16 protein-coding genes are annotated in these 14,754 nt (G+C 70.7%); 9 read left to right on the top strand and 7 right to left on the bottom strand.

The window, feature by feature from the left end; translation table 11 throughout:
- Window positions 1–29 precede the first annotated feature (29 nt).
- On the top strand, window positions 30–656 hold the full coding sequence (locus ACFSKW_RS12445; protein ID WP_379572346.1) for a pentapeptide repeat-containing protein: 627 nt from the start codon (window positions 30–32) through the stop codon (window positions 654–656).
- A gap of 60 nt (window positions 657–716) precedes the next feature.
- Here the strand turns inward: ACFSKW_RS12445 and ACFSKW_RS12450 are convergent, their stop codons facing one another.
- Complete coding sequence (locus ACFSKW_RS12450; RefSeq protein WP_379572347.1) at window positions 717–1,790, bottom strand: SWIM zinc finger family protein; 1,074 nt, start codon at window positions 1,788–1,790, stop codon at window positions 717–719.
- Window positions 1,787–4,372: a DEAD/DEAH box helicase gene (locus ACFSKW_RS12455; RefSeq protein ID WP_379572348.1), complete on the bottom strand. Its 2,586-nt coding sequence runs from the start codon at window positions 4,370–4,372 to the stop codon at window positions 1,787–1,789. Before ACFSKW_RS12455 ends, ACFSKW_RS12450 begins: the two co-directional genes overlap by 4 nt.
- A 102-nt stretch (window positions 4,373–4,474) precedes the next feature.
- On the opposite strand from ACFSKW_RS12455, the gene ACFSKW_RS12460 reads away from it, so the two are divergent.
- The 4 genes from ACFSKW_RS12460 (at window position 4,475) to ACFSKW_RS12475 (ending at window position 7,964) form a co-directional block, all read left to right on the top strand.
- Window positions 4,475–5,110 carry a DedA family protein gene (locus tag ACFSKW_RS12460; RefSeq protein ID WP_379572349.1) on the top strand — a complete coding sequence of 212 codons (636 nt, stop codon included), beginning with the start codon at window positions 4,475–4,477 and terminating at the stop codon, window positions 5,108–5,110.
- Window positions 5,094–6,146, top strand: coding sequence for a sensor histidine kinase (locus ACFSKW_RS12465; RefSeq protein WP_379572350.1), 1,053 nt, complete (start codon window positions 5,094–5,096; stop codon window positions 6,144–6,146). Before ACFSKW_RS12460 ends, ACFSKW_RS12465 begins: the two co-directional genes overlap by 17 nt.
- Window positions 6,137–6,778 carry a response regulator gene (locus ACFSKW_RS12470; RefSeq protein WP_379572351.1) on the top strand — a complete coding sequence of 214 codons (642 nt, stop codon included), beginning with the start codon at window positions 6,137–6,139 and terminating at the stop codon, window positions 6,776–6,778. Before ACFSKW_RS12465 ends, ACFSKW_RS12470 begins: the two co-directional genes overlap by 10 nt.
- A gap of 142 nt (window positions 6,779–6,920) precedes the next feature.
- Window positions 6,921–7,964, top strand: coding sequence for a winged helix DNA-binding domain-containing protein (locus ACFSKW_RS12475; protein WP_379572352.1), 1,044 nt, complete (start codon window positions 6,921–6,923; stop codon window positions 7,962–7,964).
- Here the strand turns inward: ACFSKW_RS12475 and ACFSKW_RS12480 are convergent.
- Entirely contained in the window at window positions 7,951–9,045 is a 1,095-nt protein-coding gene (locus ACFSKW_RS12480) for an epoxide hydrolase family protein (RefSeq protein ID WP_379572353.1), read from the bottom strand. The genes ACFSKW_RS12475 and ACFSKW_RS12480 overlap by 14 nt on opposite strands.
- A gap of 52 nt (window positions 9,046–9,097) precedes the next feature.
- On the opposite strand from ACFSKW_RS12480, the gene ACFSKW_RS12485 reads away from it, so the two are divergent.
- Together ACFSKW_RS12485 and ACFSKW_RS12490 are read left to right on the top strand one after the other, a co-directional pair.
- Entirely contained in the window at window positions 9,098–10,060 is a 963-nt protein-coding gene (locus ACFSKW_RS12485) for a helix-turn-helix transcriptional regulator (protein WP_379572354.1), read from the top strand.
- 5 nt (window positions 10,061–10,065) lie between these two features.
- On the top strand, window positions 10,066–10,476 hold the full coding sequence (locus ACFSKW_RS12490) for an SRPBCC family protein (RefSeq protein ID WP_379572355.1): 411 nt from the start codon (window positions 10,066–10,068) through the stop codon (window positions 10,474–10,476).
- Here ACFSKW_RS12490 and ACFSKW_RS12495 read toward each other — a convergent pair.
- A complete protein-coding gene (locus tag ACFSKW_RS12495) occupies window positions 10,465–11,091 on the bottom strand; it encodes a DsbA family oxidoreductase (protein WP_379572356.1) in 627 nt (208 codons plus the stop codon). The two genes, ACFSKW_RS12490 and ACFSKW_RS12495, sit on opposite strands and share 12 nt — an antisense overlap.
- Before the next feature lie 438 nt (window positions 11,092–11,529).
- Between ACFSKW_RS12495 and ACFSKW_RS12500 the strand changes: the two genes are divergently transcribed.
- On the top strand, window positions 11,530–11,745 hold the full coding sequence (locus ACFSKW_RS12500; RefSeq protein WP_379572357.1) for a hypothetical protein: 216 nt from the start codon (window positions 11,530–11,532) through the stop codon (window positions 11,743–11,745).
- Window positions 11,746–12,005: 260 nt separating this feature from the next.
- On the opposite strand, the gene ACFSKW_RS12505 is transcribed toward ACFSKW_RS12500, so the two are convergent.
- Window positions 12,006–12,701 (bottom strand): CTP synthase C-terminal region-related (seleno)protein, encoded by a 696-nt coding sequence (locus tag ACFSKW_RS12505; protein ID WP_379572358.1) that lies wholly within the window; start codon window positions 12,699–12,701, stop codon window positions 12,006–12,008.
- Between the two features lie 223 nt (window positions 12,702–12,924).
- On the opposite strand from ACFSKW_RS12505, the gene ACFSKW_RS12510 reads away from it, so the two are divergent.
- Window positions 12,925–13,455, top strand: a complete 531-nt coding sequence (locus ACFSKW_RS12510) for a DUF6584 family protein (protein WP_379572359.1) — start codon at window positions 12,925–12,927, stop codon at window positions 13,453–13,455.
- Between the two features lie 162 nt (window positions 13,456–13,617).
- Here ACFSKW_RS12510 and ACFSKW_RS12515 read toward each other — a convergent pair whose 3' ends face one another.
- Both ACFSKW_RS12515 and ACFSKW_RS12520 read right to left on the bottom strand, forming a co-directional pair.
- A complete protein-coding gene (locus tag ACFSKW_RS12515; protein WP_379572360.1) occupies window positions 13,618–13,899 on the bottom strand; it encodes a DUF1761 domain-containing protein in 282 nt (93 codons plus the stop codon).
- A gap of 85 nt (window positions 13,900–13,984) precedes the next feature.
- A complete protein-coding gene (locus tag ACFSKW_RS12520) occupies window positions 13,985–14,428 on the bottom strand; it encodes a DUF4158 domain-containing protein (protein ID WP_379572361.1) in 444 nt (147 codons plus the stop codon).
- Window positions 14,429–14,754 lie beyond the last annotated feature (326 nt).

Consider the following 14,754-nt stretch of genomic DNA (forward strand, 5'->3'; position numbering starts at 1 on the left):
GTCAGCGGCCCCGTCTAGGCTCTCCTCCCATGATGGCTGAGCGCAAGCACGGCGTCCCCGCGCCGCCGACCGACTCCACCGTCCACGCGGCCGACTGGGACAGCAGGGACCTGTCGGGCGAGCAGCATCGGCGGGTGGCGTTCGTCGACGTCGATCTGACGGAGGCGGTCAGCAGGGGAGCGGAGTTCGTCGAGTGCACCTTTCGCAACTGCCGCTTCAACGCCTCCACCCACGAGGAGACCGGCTTCATCAACTGCACCTTCACCAGGACGTCGTTCTTCGACACGACCTTCACCAGGTGCAAGTTCGTGGGCAGCATGTTCGACGGTTCGACCCACGACCTGATGAAGGTCGTGGGCGGTGACTGGTCGTTCGTCGGGATGCCGGGAGCCGACCTGCGCAACGCCTCCTTCACCGACGTGCGGATGCGTGAGGCAGACCTGACCGGCGCCCGCTTCGCCGGCGCGAAGGTGCGAGGGGTCGACCTGTCGGGCGCCTGGCTGAGCAAGGCCGACTTCACTCGCTGTGACCTGCGTGGCAGCGACCTGTCCTCGCTCGACCCCTTGGGCAGCGAGGTGGCCGGGGCGATCATCGACCCCTTCCAGGCCGTCACCGTCGCCACCAACCTCGGCCTGAGCGTCACAGACGAGGGCTGAGCGTCAGCGGAGCGCCAGGCATCGGACAGCGCGTGTCGGCGCCGCTCATCGGGTGGGGGATCAGTCGGTTCCCTGCACGGTGGCGAGGGCGGTGGCGGGGTCGGGTTCCGGCGGTCCCGCGGGGAACCAGTCGCCGTCCGCGTCGACGAACGGATACCAGCGCCCGTCCCTGCCGTAGCGGACCTGGACGCCGCCGAGGCTCCAGCGGTTACGGCTGACCTCGAACCCGGGCAGCTGCCATCCGGCGCGGGCGACGGCCTGTTTGGGAGGGGTCCACGCGGTGGTGAGCGTGTCGAGGGCGTCGGCGCCGCCGTACCGCCATGACTGGACGGCGGCGGGCAGGCCGATGTCGAGGTCGTGGGTGGCGGCCAGCCGTACCCTGTCCTGGAACTCGGTGAGGACGGCCGCGGCGCCTGATACGAGCAGTTCGCGGGCGCGCAGGGCGGCGTCGGCGGCCAGCACCCGCAGAGCGGCGGGGTCGATGCCCGGCGCCGGCTCCACCTCGAGCGGCTCGGCGACGGCGTGCTCGGCACCGAAGGGGTCGGAGGACCTGATCGTGAAGGACGGCAGCGGCGGAGTGCCGTGCGCGTAGGCCTCGGCGACCGGCGTACCGGTGGGCGCGGTGGCCCGCTGGAGCGAGGCGATCAGGTCGTCCTTATCGAGCCCGCGCATGAGCATCAGCAGGAACGGGTCGCGGTCGAGCAGCCACGAGGCCTGGTAGCACAGGGCGGCGGCGTGCTTGCACGGGTGACCCCAGTCGGGGCAGTCGCACTCGGGCTCGAGATCGCCGACTCCAGGAAGGAGCTCCACCAGGTCGTACGGCAGGTCGCCGTCCAGCAGCGCGGCCAGATGGCCCGCCTTGGCCGCGATCTGCTCCACGAAGGCGGGCGTCACGGGGGCGACGTGCACGGCGGCGGTGTATTCGCCCTCGGCCACCACGGCGATGCGGCCCGCGCTGACCGTGATGGGGCCGAGCTGCCCGGTCTTGGCGTACGCGCGCCCCTTGGCGAGCAGGGTGTGGTCGAGGGAGGTGTCCTCCAGCGCCTTGAGCCAGGCCCTGCCCCACCACGAGGTGGCGAAGCGGGCGCCGGCGCCCTGCGGGGCGAAGGCGGGAAAACCCTTGGCGGCGGTCATCGCAGCTCCACGAGGTTGAGCAGGTCCGCGTCGGTGAGTTCGGTGAAGTCGTTGGAAAGGACGGCTTCGGCCAGCGAACGCTTGGTCTCGAGCATCGTCGCGATGCGGTCCTCGACGGTGCCCTCGGCGATGAGCCTGTGCACCTGCACGGGACGGGTCTGGCCGATGCGGTAGGCGCGGTCGGTGGCCTGGTCCTCGACGGCCGGGTTCCACCAGCGGTCGAAGTGGATGACATGGTCGGCCCGGGTGAGGTTGAGCCCAGTGCCTGCGGCCTTGAGCGAGAGCAGGAAGACGGGCGCCGCGCCGTCCTGGAACCGTTTCACCATCTCCTCCCGCCTGGCCACGGGGGTGCCGCCGTGGAGGAACTGGGTGGCGATGCCCCTGCCCGCGAGGAAGCGCTCCAGCAGGCGGGCCATCGTGACGTACTGGGTGAAGATCAGGACCGCGCCGTCCTCGGCGAGGATGGTCTCCAGCAGCTCTTCGAGGAGTTCGAGCTTGCCGGAGCGGCCTTCCAGCACGGGGTCCTTCTCGTGCAGGAACTGGGCGGGGTGGTTGCAGATCTGCTTGAGCCCCGTCAGGAGTTTGACGATCAGGCCGCGCCTGGCCATGCCGTCGGCCGCCGAGATGGACGACATCAGCTCGCGCACGGTCGCCTCGTAGAGCGCGGTCTGCTCCCTGGTGAGCGAGACGGGCCTGTCGGTCTCGGTCTTGGGCGGCAGTTCGGGCGCGATGCCGGGGTCGGACTTGCGGCGGCGCAGCAGGAAGGGGGCGATCAGGCGGCCGAGCCGTTCGGGCTGCGGCTCCCAGCGGGTGCGGAAGCGGGTGAGCGATCCGAGGAGCCCGGGGGTGGTCCAGTCGAGGATGGCCCACAGCTCCGACAGCGTGTTCTCCACCGGCGTGCCGGTCAGCGCGACGCGCGCGGCCGAGGGGATCTCGCGCAGCGCCTTGGCGGTGCCCGAGCGGTGGTTCTTGACGTGCTGGGCCTCGTCGGCCACCACCAGGTCCCACGGGTGCTCGGCGAGCACGGCCGCGTCGAGGCGCATGGTGCCGTACGTGGTGAGCACGAAACCGGTGTCGGCCAGCGTGCGCTGGGAGCCGTGGTAGCGGCGCACCGGGACTCCAGGGGCGAACCTGGCGATCTCCCTCTCCCAGTTGCCCAGCAGTGAGGCGGGGCAGACGACCAGCGTCGGGCCGCTGTTCCTGTGCAGGTGGAGCGCGATGAGCGTGATCGTCTTACCCAGGCCCATGTCGTCGGCCAGGCAGCCGCCGAGCCCCAGCGAGGTCATCTGGGCCAGCCACCGCAGGCCCGCCAGCTGGTAGTCGCGCAGTGTCGCGGCGAGCCCGCTCGGCGGCTCGACCGGCTCCGCCACCAGCCTGCCGCGCAGCTCGTCCAGGACGGGGCCGGGGGAGACCTCGATCTCCTCCTCCTCGACCAGCGCCGTGCCGGTGAGGGCGGCGCCGAGTGCCTCGATGCCGGTCAGCGGCTTCATCTCGCGGTTCCTGGCCTTGCGGGCCAGTTCGGGGTCGATGAGCACCCACTGGTCGCGCAGCCGTACGACGGGGCGGTGGGCCTCGGCCAGCCGGTCCATCTCGGCGGCGGTCAGCTCGTCGTCGCCGAGCGTCAGATGCCAGTCGAAGCGGAACAGCCCGCTGGACTCGCCGCCGAGGACGGCCCTGGCGTTGACCCCGCGCACGAGCTCGCGCGGCCAGTGCACGTCGATGCCCTTGGCCGCCCCGGCCAGCAGGTCGGACACCTCGTGGTCGGACAGGTCGAGTTCGTCGGGCACGGCGGCGTCGAGGAGCCGCTCCAGCGGCGGCCACCGCCGGGCTGCCCTGCGCAGCTCGACGACCGCGTCGACCTGCGCCCTCGGGCCGAGCCCCTGGTCGCGGCCCGCCCACAGGTCGGCGGCGTCCACGACGAGCGAGGGGTCGGCCAAGCTGTGCAGCTGCACCACCGCGCGGAAGCTCGCGTGCTCGGCGCCGCTGGTCTCGATCCGCAGCGACAGCCGGACGCCGGGGTCGGCCGCCCACTCCCTCAGCTGCGGCGTCTTGACCGGCTTGGCGGCGGAGTAGGCGGGCACGCCCACGGCGCGCACGGCGCCGGGCGAGCGTGGCATGCCGTCGGCGACGGCGTCGAGGAAGGCGCGGACCAGGCCTTCCGCGTCGGGGAGCAGGCCGGGGGCCGATGGCACGGGTACGGCTCGCGCCGTGGCGGGCATCGCGTCGGCCAGCTCCCTGACCTTGGCCAGGTCGGCGGCGTCGAGCGGGCCCGCGCGCCAGGCGGCGTACTCGCCTTCGCTCACGCCCGGCCTGATGCGCCCCTTGGCGACGATCTGGAGCGCCAGGAGCGCCACCGCGCCCCAGAACCTGCTGGCGGGGTCGGCGCTCTGGTCGGTGCGAGCCCTGCTGAGCAGCGCGACAGCGTCGGTGACGGGAACGCGGGTGACGAATGTCTCCCGCGTTCCTCCGGGCTCCGCGATCGTCACGGTCTCGTCGCCCGATGGGTCGAGGAAGGCCATGGTGCCTGCCCTGGGCGGGTCGCCCGGTTCGAAGACTGCCGCGTGCCGAAGGAGTTCCCGCATAGCCGTACAGCGTACCGTACGGTGTAGGTGTGGTTTACCCCAGGCTCGATTCGGAAGATGACCTCATTCTGGGCATATTCGATCACTCATAGGCTCTGGGGCATGACTTCTAACGACGGGATCGCCGGCTGGGCGACGGGCCTGATGGAGACCATGGGGGCGCCCGGCGCGGGACTCGCCATCGCGCTGGAGAACCTGTTTCCGCCGCTGCCGAGCGAGGTGATCCTTCCCCTGGCCGGATTCACCGCGGGCCGGGGCGGAATGGGACTGATCGAGGCTCTGGCGTGGACGACGGCGGGCTCGGTCGTCGGCGCGCTCGCCCTGTACCTGATCGGGGCGCTGCTGGGCCGGGACAGGGTGGTCGCGATCGCCACCAGGCTGCCGCTGGTGAAGGTGTCCGACATCGAGAAGACCGAGGAATGGTTCGCCAAGCACGGGGTCAAGACCGTGTTCTTCGGGCGGATGATCCCGATCTTCCGCAGCATGATCTCCATCCCTGCCGGAGTGGAACGCATGCCGCTCGGCGTCTTCCTGCTGTTCACCACCCTCGGCAGTGCGATCTGGAACACGATCTTCGTGATGGCGGGCTACTTCCTCGGCGACAACTGGTCCCTCGTGGAGGGCTACGTCGGCATCGGCACCAACCTCGTCATCGCCGCGGTGGTGCTGGCCGTCCTCGTCTTCGTCGGTGTACGGCTGACCGAACGCCGCAAGGGCCGCCATGCGGATCGTCGCTAGGGTCACCCTCGGAGCGCTGACCGCCCTGGCCGAGCTGATCGCGCTCCCCGTGCTGACCCACCCGCGCATGGCCGCCGCCGCCACCCGCGTCGTGGCCATGGAGGCGCGCAGGCTCGACGTGCGGGTGGGCGGCTTCTCCCGCGGCCAGGCCCTGCGCTACCTGGCCCTGCGGGCGCCCGTCGGCATCCTCGGCGGCATCGTCGTCGCCCTGCTGGTCATCGGCCTGGTCATCGGGGTGCGCGCGCTGTGGACCTGGGGTCATGGCGAGGCCGTCGACGGCATGCTCATGACCCCCGGGCTGCTGGCCTACTTCCTGGGGGTGGGCGTCGTGCTGCTCTTCCTCGACCTGTCGGGCATCGTCGGCGTGCACGCGCTCGAACGGCGGCTGGCCCTCCGCACGCTCGGTCCCCACTCCACCGAGGCGCTCGAACGCAGGATCGCAGAGCTGGCCGAGACCCGCGCCGGTGTCCTGGCCGCCGTCGACGCCGAACGCCGCCGCATCGAACGCGACCTGCACGACGGGCTGCAGCAGCGCCTCGTCGCGCTCGCCATGGTGATCGGCAGGGCCAAACGGGGCCGGGCCGAGCTGCTGGAGCAGGCGCACGAGGAGGCCCAGCTGGCGCTCGCGGAACTGCGCGAGGTGGCATGGCGGGCCTACCCGAGCGGCCTCGACTCCCTCGGGCTCGCCGAGGCGCTTGCCGCCGTCGCCGAACGCTCGGCCGTGCCGGTGAAGGTGGCGTGCGAGCTGCCGCGGCGGCCGCCGCGCGAGGTCGAGACGGCCGCCTACTTCGTGGTGTGCGAGGCGGTCACCAACGCGGCCAAGCACGCCGAGGCGGGCCTGATCACCGTCGACGTCTCGGCCGATGCGAGGATCGTCAGCGTGCACATCGAAGACGACGGCAGGGGCGGCGCCGACCCCTCGGGCGGCGGGCTGTCCGGCCTGGCGCGCAGAGTGGCCGCGCTCGACGGCTCCTTCTCGGTGTCCAGCCCGCCCGGCGGGCCGACCGTGGTGAGGGCGGAGCTGCCATGCGGGTGACGCTCGCGGAGGACTCGACACTGCTGCGGGAGGGCCTGGCCAGGCTGCTGGCCGAGGAGGGGCATGACGTCGTGGCCGCGGTCGGCGACGGCGACGCGCTGGTCGAGGCGGTCGCCGCCGACCAGCCCGACATCGTGGTGGTGGACGTCCGTATGCCGCCCACCCACACCGACGAGGGACTGCGCGCGGCGCTGGAGATCAGGCGCCGCTGGCCGTCGGTCAGGGTGCTGGTGCTGTCGCAGTACGTCGAGAAGAAGTACGCCACCGAGCTGATGACCGGCGACGTGGCAGGCGTCGGCTACCTTCTGAAGGACAGGGTGGCCCAGGTGGCCGACTTCCTCGACGCGCTGGAGCGCGTCGGCGCGGGCGGCGCCGCCTTCGACCCCGAGGTCGTACGGCAGCTGCTGGCTCGCACGGCGCAGGCCGACCCGCTGGCCAGGCTCACCCCGCGCGAGCGCGAGGTGCTCGAGCACATGGCGCAGGGCTACACGAACGCCTCCATCGCCGAGGCCCTGTTCGTGTCGCAGAGCGCGGTCGAGAAACACGTCAACGCCGTCTTCGACAAGCTCGGACTGTCGCACACCACCGGCTACAGCCGCCGCGTCCTGGCCGTGCTGCGCTTCCTGTCCTAGAGGCGGGACTCGGCGCTCTCCACGACCAGGCCGTCGGCGACGAAGACCAGGCAGGGCAGCGGGGCGGGCCGAGCTGCCGCACCCCTTCTGTCCACGACACGGGTTCCGCCGCCTGTCGGTGGCGCGCTCTAAGGTGGTGGCCGTGATCAGCCAGCGGGCGCTCAACCGCGCCACCCTCGCCAGACAGCTACTGCTGCGCCGGCACGCGATGAGCCCGACAGAGGTCATCGAGCACCTCGTCGGCCTGCAGGCCCAGGCGCCCTTCCCGCCCTACTTCGGGCTGTGGTCGCGCATGACGAGCTTCCAGCCGAAGGAGCTGGCCGAGCTGCTGGTCGGGCGCCAGGTCGTCCGCATCACGCTGATGCGCGGCACCGTTCACCTCGTCAGCGCCCGAGACTGCCTGGCGATCAGGCCGCTCATCCAGCCCATGCTCACCCGGGCGCTGACGGCCAGGAGGGTCGACGGCATCGATCACGCGGCCGTGGTGGCCGCCGGCAGGGCGCTGCTGACCGAGCGGCCCCTGTCGGTGAAGGCCATGACCCCGCTGCTGGCCGAGCGGTTCCCCGACGCCCCTCCCGCCGACCTGCCGGTGATCCTGCGATGGCTGCTGCCCATGGTCCAGCTGCCGCCGCGGGGGGTGTGGGGCAAGGCGGGCGACGCCGTCCTCACCCCCGTGGAGGCGTGGCTGGGCCGCGACCTCGATCCGGAGCCCGCCGTCGAGCACCTGCTGCGGCGTTACCTCGCCGCCTTCGGCCCGGCGACGGTCGCCGACATGCAGGCCTGGTCGGGCCTGACCGGGCTGCGCGCTGCCGCCGCCAAGCTCGACCTGGTCGACCTGGGCGGCGGGCTGCTCGACCTGCGGGACGCCCCACGCCCCGACGAGGACACGCCCGCCCCCGTGCGCCTGGTCGCGCCCTTCGACAACCTGGTGCTCGGCCACGCCGACCGGACCAGGGTCATCGCCGACGAACACCGCAAGCGCGTCATCACGATCAACGGCCAGGTCCACGGCACCGTCCTGGTCGACGGCTACGTCCACGGCATCTGGAAGCGCGACAGGGCCACGGTGACCGTCTCGCCGTTCGGCGCGCTGACGACGGCCCAGCGCGAGGAGATCGAGGCCGAGGCCGTCGACCTCCTCGCCTTCGCCGAGCCTGGCAAGCGGCCGACCGTCAGATTCGACTGAAGAACGCCTTGATGTCGGCGACGAGCAGATCCGGCTCCTCCATCGCGGCGAAGTGGCCGCCCCTGTCGAACTCGCTCCAGTGCACGATGGCGTTGGTCATCTCGGCCAGCGCCCGCACCGGCTTGGCGTTCTCCCTGGGGAAGACGGCGATGCCGGTCGGCACCTCCAGGCGCTCCGGCATGCTCCACGACTTGCCGAACTCGTAGTAGAGCTGCGCGGAGGAGCCCGCGGTACCGGTCAGCCAGTAGATCATCACGTTGGTGAGCAAGAGGTCGCGGTCCACCGCCTCCTCGGGCACGTCCTTGGAGTCGGTCCACTCCTTGAACTTCTCCACGATCCACGCCAGCTGGCCCACCGGCGAGTCGTGCAGGCCATACGCGAGGGTCTGCGGTCTGGTGGCCTGGATCCGCAGGTATCCCGACCTGTCGTCGAAGGCCTCGTACTCGGCCAGGCGCGCCTGGTCCTCCTCGCTCAGCTGGGACAGGTCGCCGAAGGGGAAGGTGAGCAGGAAGTTGAGGTGCACGCCGATCACCCGCTCGGGCTCGGCGATGCCCAGCTCGCGTGAGATGCCGGAACCCCAGTCACCGCCCTGCGCGCCGTAGCGCTCGTAGCCGAGCCGGCTCATCAGCTCCGCCCACGCCCGCGCCACCCGCTTGAGGTCCCAGCCCGCCGCTCCGGTCGGCCCCGAGAAGCCGTAGCCGGGGATGGAGGGGATCACCAGGTGGAAGTCCTGGGACAGCGGCTCGATGACGTCGAGGAACTCCACGATCGATCCCGGCCAGCCGTGCGTGAGGATCAGCGGCGTGGCGTCCTCGCGCGGCGAGCGGACATGGACGAAGTGGACGTTCGCGCCGTCGATCTCGGTGGTGAACTGCGGCAGCGAGTTCAGCCGCGCCTCGTGCGCGCGCCAGTCGTAGCGCTCCATCCAGTAGGCCGCCAGTTCGCGCAGGTAGCCGGTGGGGACGCCGCGGCTCCAACCCTGGCCCGGGATCTCGGAGGGCCATCGGGTGCGGCCCAGGCGCTCGCGAAGGTCGTCGAGGTCGGCCTGCGGGACATCGATGCGGAACTCCTTGATTTCCATGCTTCGACGGTAGAACGAATAAAGGACAGATCCCGCCCTTAATATGAAGGTCGTGACTCCGACCCGGCTGCTGCGTCTGTTGTCCCTCTTCCAGTCCCGCCGCGACTGGACCGGCGCCGAGCTGGCCGAACGCCTCGACGTCGACGTGCGCACGCTCAGGCGCGACATCGAGCGGCTGCGCGAACTCGGCTACCCGGTCCACGCGGCCAGGGGAGTGGCGGGCGGCTACCGGCTGGGGGCGGGAGCGGCACTGCCGCCGCTGCTGCTCGACGACGAGGAGGCGGTGGCGGTCGCGGTCGGCCTGCGCACCGCGGCCGGAGGGACGGTCGCCGGCATCGAGGAGAGCTCAGTGCGGGCGCTGGCCAAGCTGGAGCAGGTGCTGCCGTCCCGGCTGCGCCATCGCGTCAGCGCGCTGCAGGACGCCACGGTCACGATGGAAGGCGGCCTCCCGCAGGTCGAGCACGCCACGCTGACCACCATCGCCGCCGCCTGCCGCGACCGGCAGCGCCTGCGCTTCGACTACCTCAGCCACCAGGGCCGGGCGGATCGCCGGCACGTCGAGCCGCTGCGCCTGGCCCACCTCGGTCGCCGCTGGTACCTGCTGGCGTGGGACGTCGACAGGGCCGACTGGCGCACCTACCGCGTCGACCGCGTCGCCGGGCCGACGCTCGGCGCCCGCTTCCCCGCGCGCCGGCCGCCCGCCGACGACCTGGCCGACTACATCTCCCGCAGGGTCAGCAGCTCGGTCTACCGCTACCGTGCCCGCGTCACGGTGCACGCCCCCATCGAGCAGGTACGGCTGAGCGTCAGCCCCACCAAGGGCACGCTCACCCCCATCGACGAGAACTCGTGCCTGCTCGACCTCGGCGCCGACTCGCTGCAGGGCATCGCCTACCTGATCGGCATGCTCGGCGTGGAGTTCGAGGTGCACGAACCACCCGAGCTGCCCGCCGCGCTGGCCGAGCTGGCCGGACGGCTGCTGCGCGGCGCGGGCGTACGGCCCTCCGTACAGTAGGGATCATGCCGACTCGCCTGGCCGTCGCCGTCCCGACACAGCTGCCCGCCGAGCGGCTGTTCCAGGTCCTGACCGACTGGCCGAGGCATCCCGAGTGGATGTTCCTGACCACGGCCCGCGTCGTCGCGGGCGACGGGCACGGCGTGGGCAGTGAGCTGGCCGCCTTCACGGGGTTCGGGCGGCTCGGCTTCGTCGACACGATGGTCATCACCAGGTGGGAGCCGCCCACGGCGGTAGCGGTCAGGCACACGGGTCTGCTGGTGCGCGGCACCGGCATGTTCAGGATCGCCGGCGGACGCCTCTTCTGGGCCGAGGAGCTGTCGCTGCCGCTCGGCTCACTGGTCCGCCCCTTGGCCAGGGCCTTCATGCGGTGGTCGCTGCTGCGGCTGGTCAGGCTCGCCGCGTCACACCCGTGAGCGGGCGGCCTGCTCGAACAGAGTGCGCAGGGCGGCGGGCGGCTGCACGCCGGAGAACGGCGGGCCGTCGTCGATCACGACCGACGGGACGCCACGCACGCCCAGCTCGGCGGCGCGGCGCTCGTCGGCCCTGACGCCGGCGGCGTAGGCGTCACCTGACAGCACGTCGCGCACCCTGACGGCCTCCAGCCCCGCCTCGGCGCCCAGGCGTTCCAGCACCAGTGGGTCGGCCACGTTGAGCCCTTCGGTGTGATAGGCGCGGAACAGGCGTTCCATCATCTCGTCGGCCAGGCCGTGGTCGGCGGCCAGGTGGGCCAGCCGGTGGGCGTCGAAGGTGCGGACGGGGCGCGCGGCGTGCAGGTCGAGATCCAGGCCCTCCGCGGCTCCGAGGGCCTGGATCTTCGCGACCCTCGCGGACGCCTGGTCACCCCACCACATGACCATCGCCTCGGCAGCGGTCTCGCCGGGCGTCACGCTCGCGCCTGGGTCCAGCTCGAAGCTCCGCCAGACGACCTCCATGCGCTCGCGTCCGGCGACGTCCGCGAGCGCCGTGGTGATGCGCCGCTTGCCGATGTAGCACCACGGGCACAGCACATCGGTGTAGATCTCGATCACGCGCGTTCCTTCGTCTCGTGGGTGGGGTTCGATCGTGCAACCTCAACCACACTTGAGATCAAGACGAGCCCGTCCCTCGCGAGACGCACGGCGACCGCCACCCGACCTGCGTGCGGATCCTGAACCGACGGTCTTCCTGCGAGCACGCGCCTGGTGATGCCCTGCCGGAACATTGCAATCCGGGGGCGGACGTCTTCCCTCGGCCGGTAGAGGGGTTTCGGGACCCATTGTCACGATAAGTGGCCATACTGTCACTCTCGATAGTGGAAGGGTAATCCGACCTGCTCCAGGCTTTGGATTTCCCGAGGTGACCATCCCGTTTGTCGCTCATTAGCGTGGAATTGCGTTGCTCTGCCGCATCGGCGCCGACGGGGATGCCGGCGCGGCGCTCCTTCAGCACCCTGGGATCGCCCAGGGATTCACCGTGGAGTCTCAGCCATGATCACGATCAGGAACGCTCTCGTGGCCGTCGCGATGGGGGCCGCGACCCTTGTCGTCCCAGTGACGATGCCAGGGCAGGTGGCCGGCGCCGAATCCGTGGCACACCCCTGCAGCCAGCACAAGAATCCCACCAAATGCTACGAACGGTGGGGCGGGGGCCCCATCGGCGACGACAACATCACCCATCCTTCCGGTTCAGGCATCGACGACTGACACCGGGACATCCCTGGGACACCGACATGCCCCGCTTGGCGCGCGCCCTTCGCCGGACACGCCGACGCGCCTGACCAGGTGCGAGCTCGCGCTGTGACACACCTGGTCGGGCGCGGGCCCGGCGGGGCGTGCCCCGGCATGGAAGTGCGCGTGGCGTGCCGCGGCCGCTTGCCCGTCGGGCGCGCCGGCGTGTGCTCACCGGTGCCTTCGTGGGGCAGGCCTGCGCCCACATGGGGCCGATCCGCTCCACCGGCCCGCGTTCACACGGGGCTGACCGGTGCCTTCGCGAGGCTGACCGCGGTGGCGAAGGCCGTGATGATCGGGTGCGGCCTGGAGCCGTCGCCGTGCAGTTCGGGCTGGAAGAGCGTGGCCAAGAAGAACGGATGGCCGGGGATCTCGGCCGCCCTGACCGTGCCGTCGTCCGCCCTGCCGGTGAAGGCGAGGCCGCCGTCGACGAGTCGCTGCTCGTAGTCGGAGTTGAGCCCGTAGGAACAGCTGTAGCTCTCGACCGTGGTGGGCGAACCCATGATCCGCTCGACGAGGGAGCCGGGGGCCAGCCGTACCAGGCCCTCGTGTCCTGCCAGCGAGCACTCCAGCGGCAGCAGCAGGAAGTCGCGGGCGGCGGGGTCGTTCTCGGCGTGGGCGACGTCGAGACCGAGCACGCCCCTGGCGTACTCCAGCAGGGCGTGCTGGAAGCCGCCACAGGTGCCGAGGAACGGAATGCCGCGCACGCGCGCCGTGCGCGCGGCGTTGACCGCGCCCTCCTCGCTGCGGTACGGGCTGCCGGGAAGCACCCAGATGCCGTCGAAACCATCCAGGTCGGTGGCGTCGGGTGTGGGGATCCAGTACGCGTCGAGCGCGAGGCCCTCACGCTCGCGCAGCGCCTGGAGGATCTGCGGGATGCGGGCATGGGAACGAACGCTGGGTGACCGGTCTCCGACCAGGGCGATTCTCATGAACACCATCCTGGAGGGCGGGCCACTTAAGCGCCAACGATGATTCCTGCTCCTCCGATAAGCGTTGCTGATGCCATGAGGTCGGGACCGGCGTCCTGGGGGTCAGTCCGGGGTGCTGGTTCCGGCGAGCACGTAGCGGCCCGGCACTCGGGTCGGTGTCACCAGCCGCAAAGTAGCGCTGGGAAAGTCCCACTAGTTGTCTGGGATGCTTGGCGCCATAGGTGTGACGCAGACGCTGGCGAAGGTGGCGGCCGAGGTGGACGAGGGCTCTCCGGCAGCCGTCCAGATGGCACGCCAGCGGCTGCGTAGCCTGATCGGAACCTACCCCGACCGGCTGGACCTGCGAGAGCAACTCGCCGAGGTCTACCGAACCCTCGGCGACCCCGCCCAGGCGGGACGCTGGGGATACCTGGCCGAGCAGCGGGTCCCCGCCGAGACGGCCGCTTTCGAGCGGGCCTACCGAGACCCTGTCGACCGCATGCTCGCGCTCGGCTGGCGCCATTCCCCCGATCACGCCCAGACGGCGCCTGCTCGGGAGCGCCTGACCACCGTCCTGGCGACGGCCAGCCGACAGGCGGGCCGCCCCCTGACCTACACCTGGCGCGAAGACCCGGCAGCAGCGGACTGGAGCGAACCTTGGTGGGAGGGCGCCGCCGTCTTCGCGCTTCTCAGCTCAGCAACGCTGCTCATGGGAATCGGGCTCGTCACCGTCCTGCGCTGGCTGGGCTGCTGGCTCTTCGGCTGGTTCTGCTGACCAAAGCCCACCCCCGAAGATTTCGCTCCGGCTGGCCTCGCGCCGCAGCGACACGGCTTCACCACCTCGTTACGGTGACCGAAGAACACGCTGACCTGCGGTTCGATCCTTAGCGTTACTACCGGCGAGCAGATTCCCCGGGCCCCAGGTCTGGCGCGGACGCTACAGTAGCCCGATCACCAGCGCCATGGCTAGAAACAGCACCAGCTGATAGCTGCTGTTGATGAGGGTCAGTTTCGGAGGTTTGAGCTCGAAGGCATTGTGCTGGAGGAGCGTGGTTGCCGAGAAAGCCAACCACGCCCGCCACTCAGCCACCACCTTGTCCGAGACCCCGTCGAACAGGGTGGCCGGCAGGCCCATCTCCCCGACCCGGCCCAGCTTCACGATCTCGGTCAGCAGCGTGTCCAGTGGGAAGGAGCCGGGATCCTCCTTCAGCTCTTGCAAGAACGCTCGCCGCCTTTCTTCGTGGGCAGCGGTGGCCTGGTCTTGTCCCTGCGGCTCGGCGTCGGCCTGTCCTGAGAGCGGATCCTCAGAACTCGCCGTGTGCGGGGGGCGGGGTGATGAGCTCCTCCAGCTTGTCCACCGAATCGAACGACAACCGGTTCAGCGTCGTGTGGGTGAAGTTCCGCTCGAACAGAGTCTCGGCCGCACTCAGGACGCGTTCGATCCGGGTCGCCTTCGGCGGCTCGATCCGGTCCTCCCGGCAGCGCGTCAGCAGCGCCGCGCGCAGCCGGTCCCGCGACATCTCCACCGGGCAGATCTTGGTGGCAAGCCAGTCGGCGAGCTTGTCCTCATCGCCCACCGTCGGTTCCTGGAAGTCGTGGAACTTTCTGATCTGCGTCCGGTGGTGTTCAATCGTGCGTCCCGGCCAGGCGTAGGAGACGAACAAAGCCGCCTCCACCTTGACCTGCCCGGCCATGAAGTCCACCGCGGCTCGCGGGATGTCCTCGCGCCGAGGGAAGCGCGCTTCCACTCGGGCCGCATGCCCGCACCTGTTTCTCCCCGGTCTCGCTGAAGGTCAGGAGAAACGTGATCCGTAACCGTTCGACTACCGATCGGTATGTCGCAGCCGTGATCACGACGTAGCGAACTTGGTACGAAACGCTCAGTTACCTTGCGGCCGACCTGAAGCAGACAATGCCCGACCACATCGTTCAACAGCCATCACACAGAGCTACTTTGCGGGTGGTGACACGGACCCGAGTGGAGGGCCTAGAGGACATGCGGCGGTGCACGGCGGCGTAGCCGCAGGTGGCACCCGAAATATCGTGATCGCCTTGAGAAGCGCATACTGCGTAT

The sequence above is a fragment of the Nonomuraea mangrovi genome (genome assembly GCF_042681425.1).
Taxonomy (GTDB): domain Bacteria; phylum Actinomycetota; class Actinomycetes; order Streptosporangiales; family Streptosporangiaceae; genus Nonomuraea; species Nonomuraea mangrovi.

What these genes read in the sequence shown, in the direction of transcription:
- ACFSKW_RS12445 (WP_379572346.1), top strand. Translation starts at nt 30, where the DNA reads ATGATGGCTGAGCGCAAGCACGGCGTCCCCGCGCCGCCGACCGACTCC.
- ACFSKW_RS12450 (WP_379572347.1), bottom strand. Translation starts at nt 1,790, where the DNA reads ATGACCGCCGCCAAGGGTTTTCCCGCCTTCGCCCCGCAGGGCGCCGGC.
- ACFSKW_RS12455 (WP_379572348.1), bottom strand. Translation starts at nt 4,372, where the DNA reads ATGCGGGAACTCCTTCGGCACGCGGCAGTCTTCGAACCGGGCGACCCG.
- ACFSKW_RS12460 (WP_379572349.1), top strand. Translation starts at nt 4,475, where the DNA reads ATGACTTCTAACGACGGGATCGCCGGCTGGGCGACGGGCCTGATGGAG.
- ACFSKW_RS12465 (WP_379572350.1), top strand. Translation starts at nt 5,094, where the DNA reads ATGCGGATCGTCGCTAGGGTCACCCTCGGAGCGCTGACCGCCCTGGCC.
- ACFSKW_RS12470 (WP_379572351.1), top strand. Translation starts at nt 6,137, where the DNA reads ATGCGGGTGACGCTCGCGGAGGACTCGACACTGCTGCGGGAGGGCCTG.
- ACFSKW_RS12480 (WP_379572353.1), bottom strand. Translation starts at nt 9,045, where the DNA reads ATGGAAATCAAGGAGTTCCGCATCGATGTCCCGCAGGCCGACCTCGAC.
- ACFSKW_RS12490 (WP_379572355.1), top strand. Translation starts at nt 10,066, where the DNA reads ATGCCGACTCGCCTGGCCGTCGCCGTCCCGACACAGCTGCCCGCCGAG.
- ACFSKW_RS12500 (WP_379572357.1), top strand. Translation starts at nt 11,530, where the DNA reads ATGATCACGATCAGGAACGCTCTCGTGGCCGTCGCGATGGGGGCCGCG.
- ACFSKW_RS12505 (WP_379572358.1), bottom strand. Translation starts at nt 12,701, where the DNA reads ATGAGAATCGCCCTGGTCGGAGACCGGTCACCCAGCGTTCGTTCCCAT.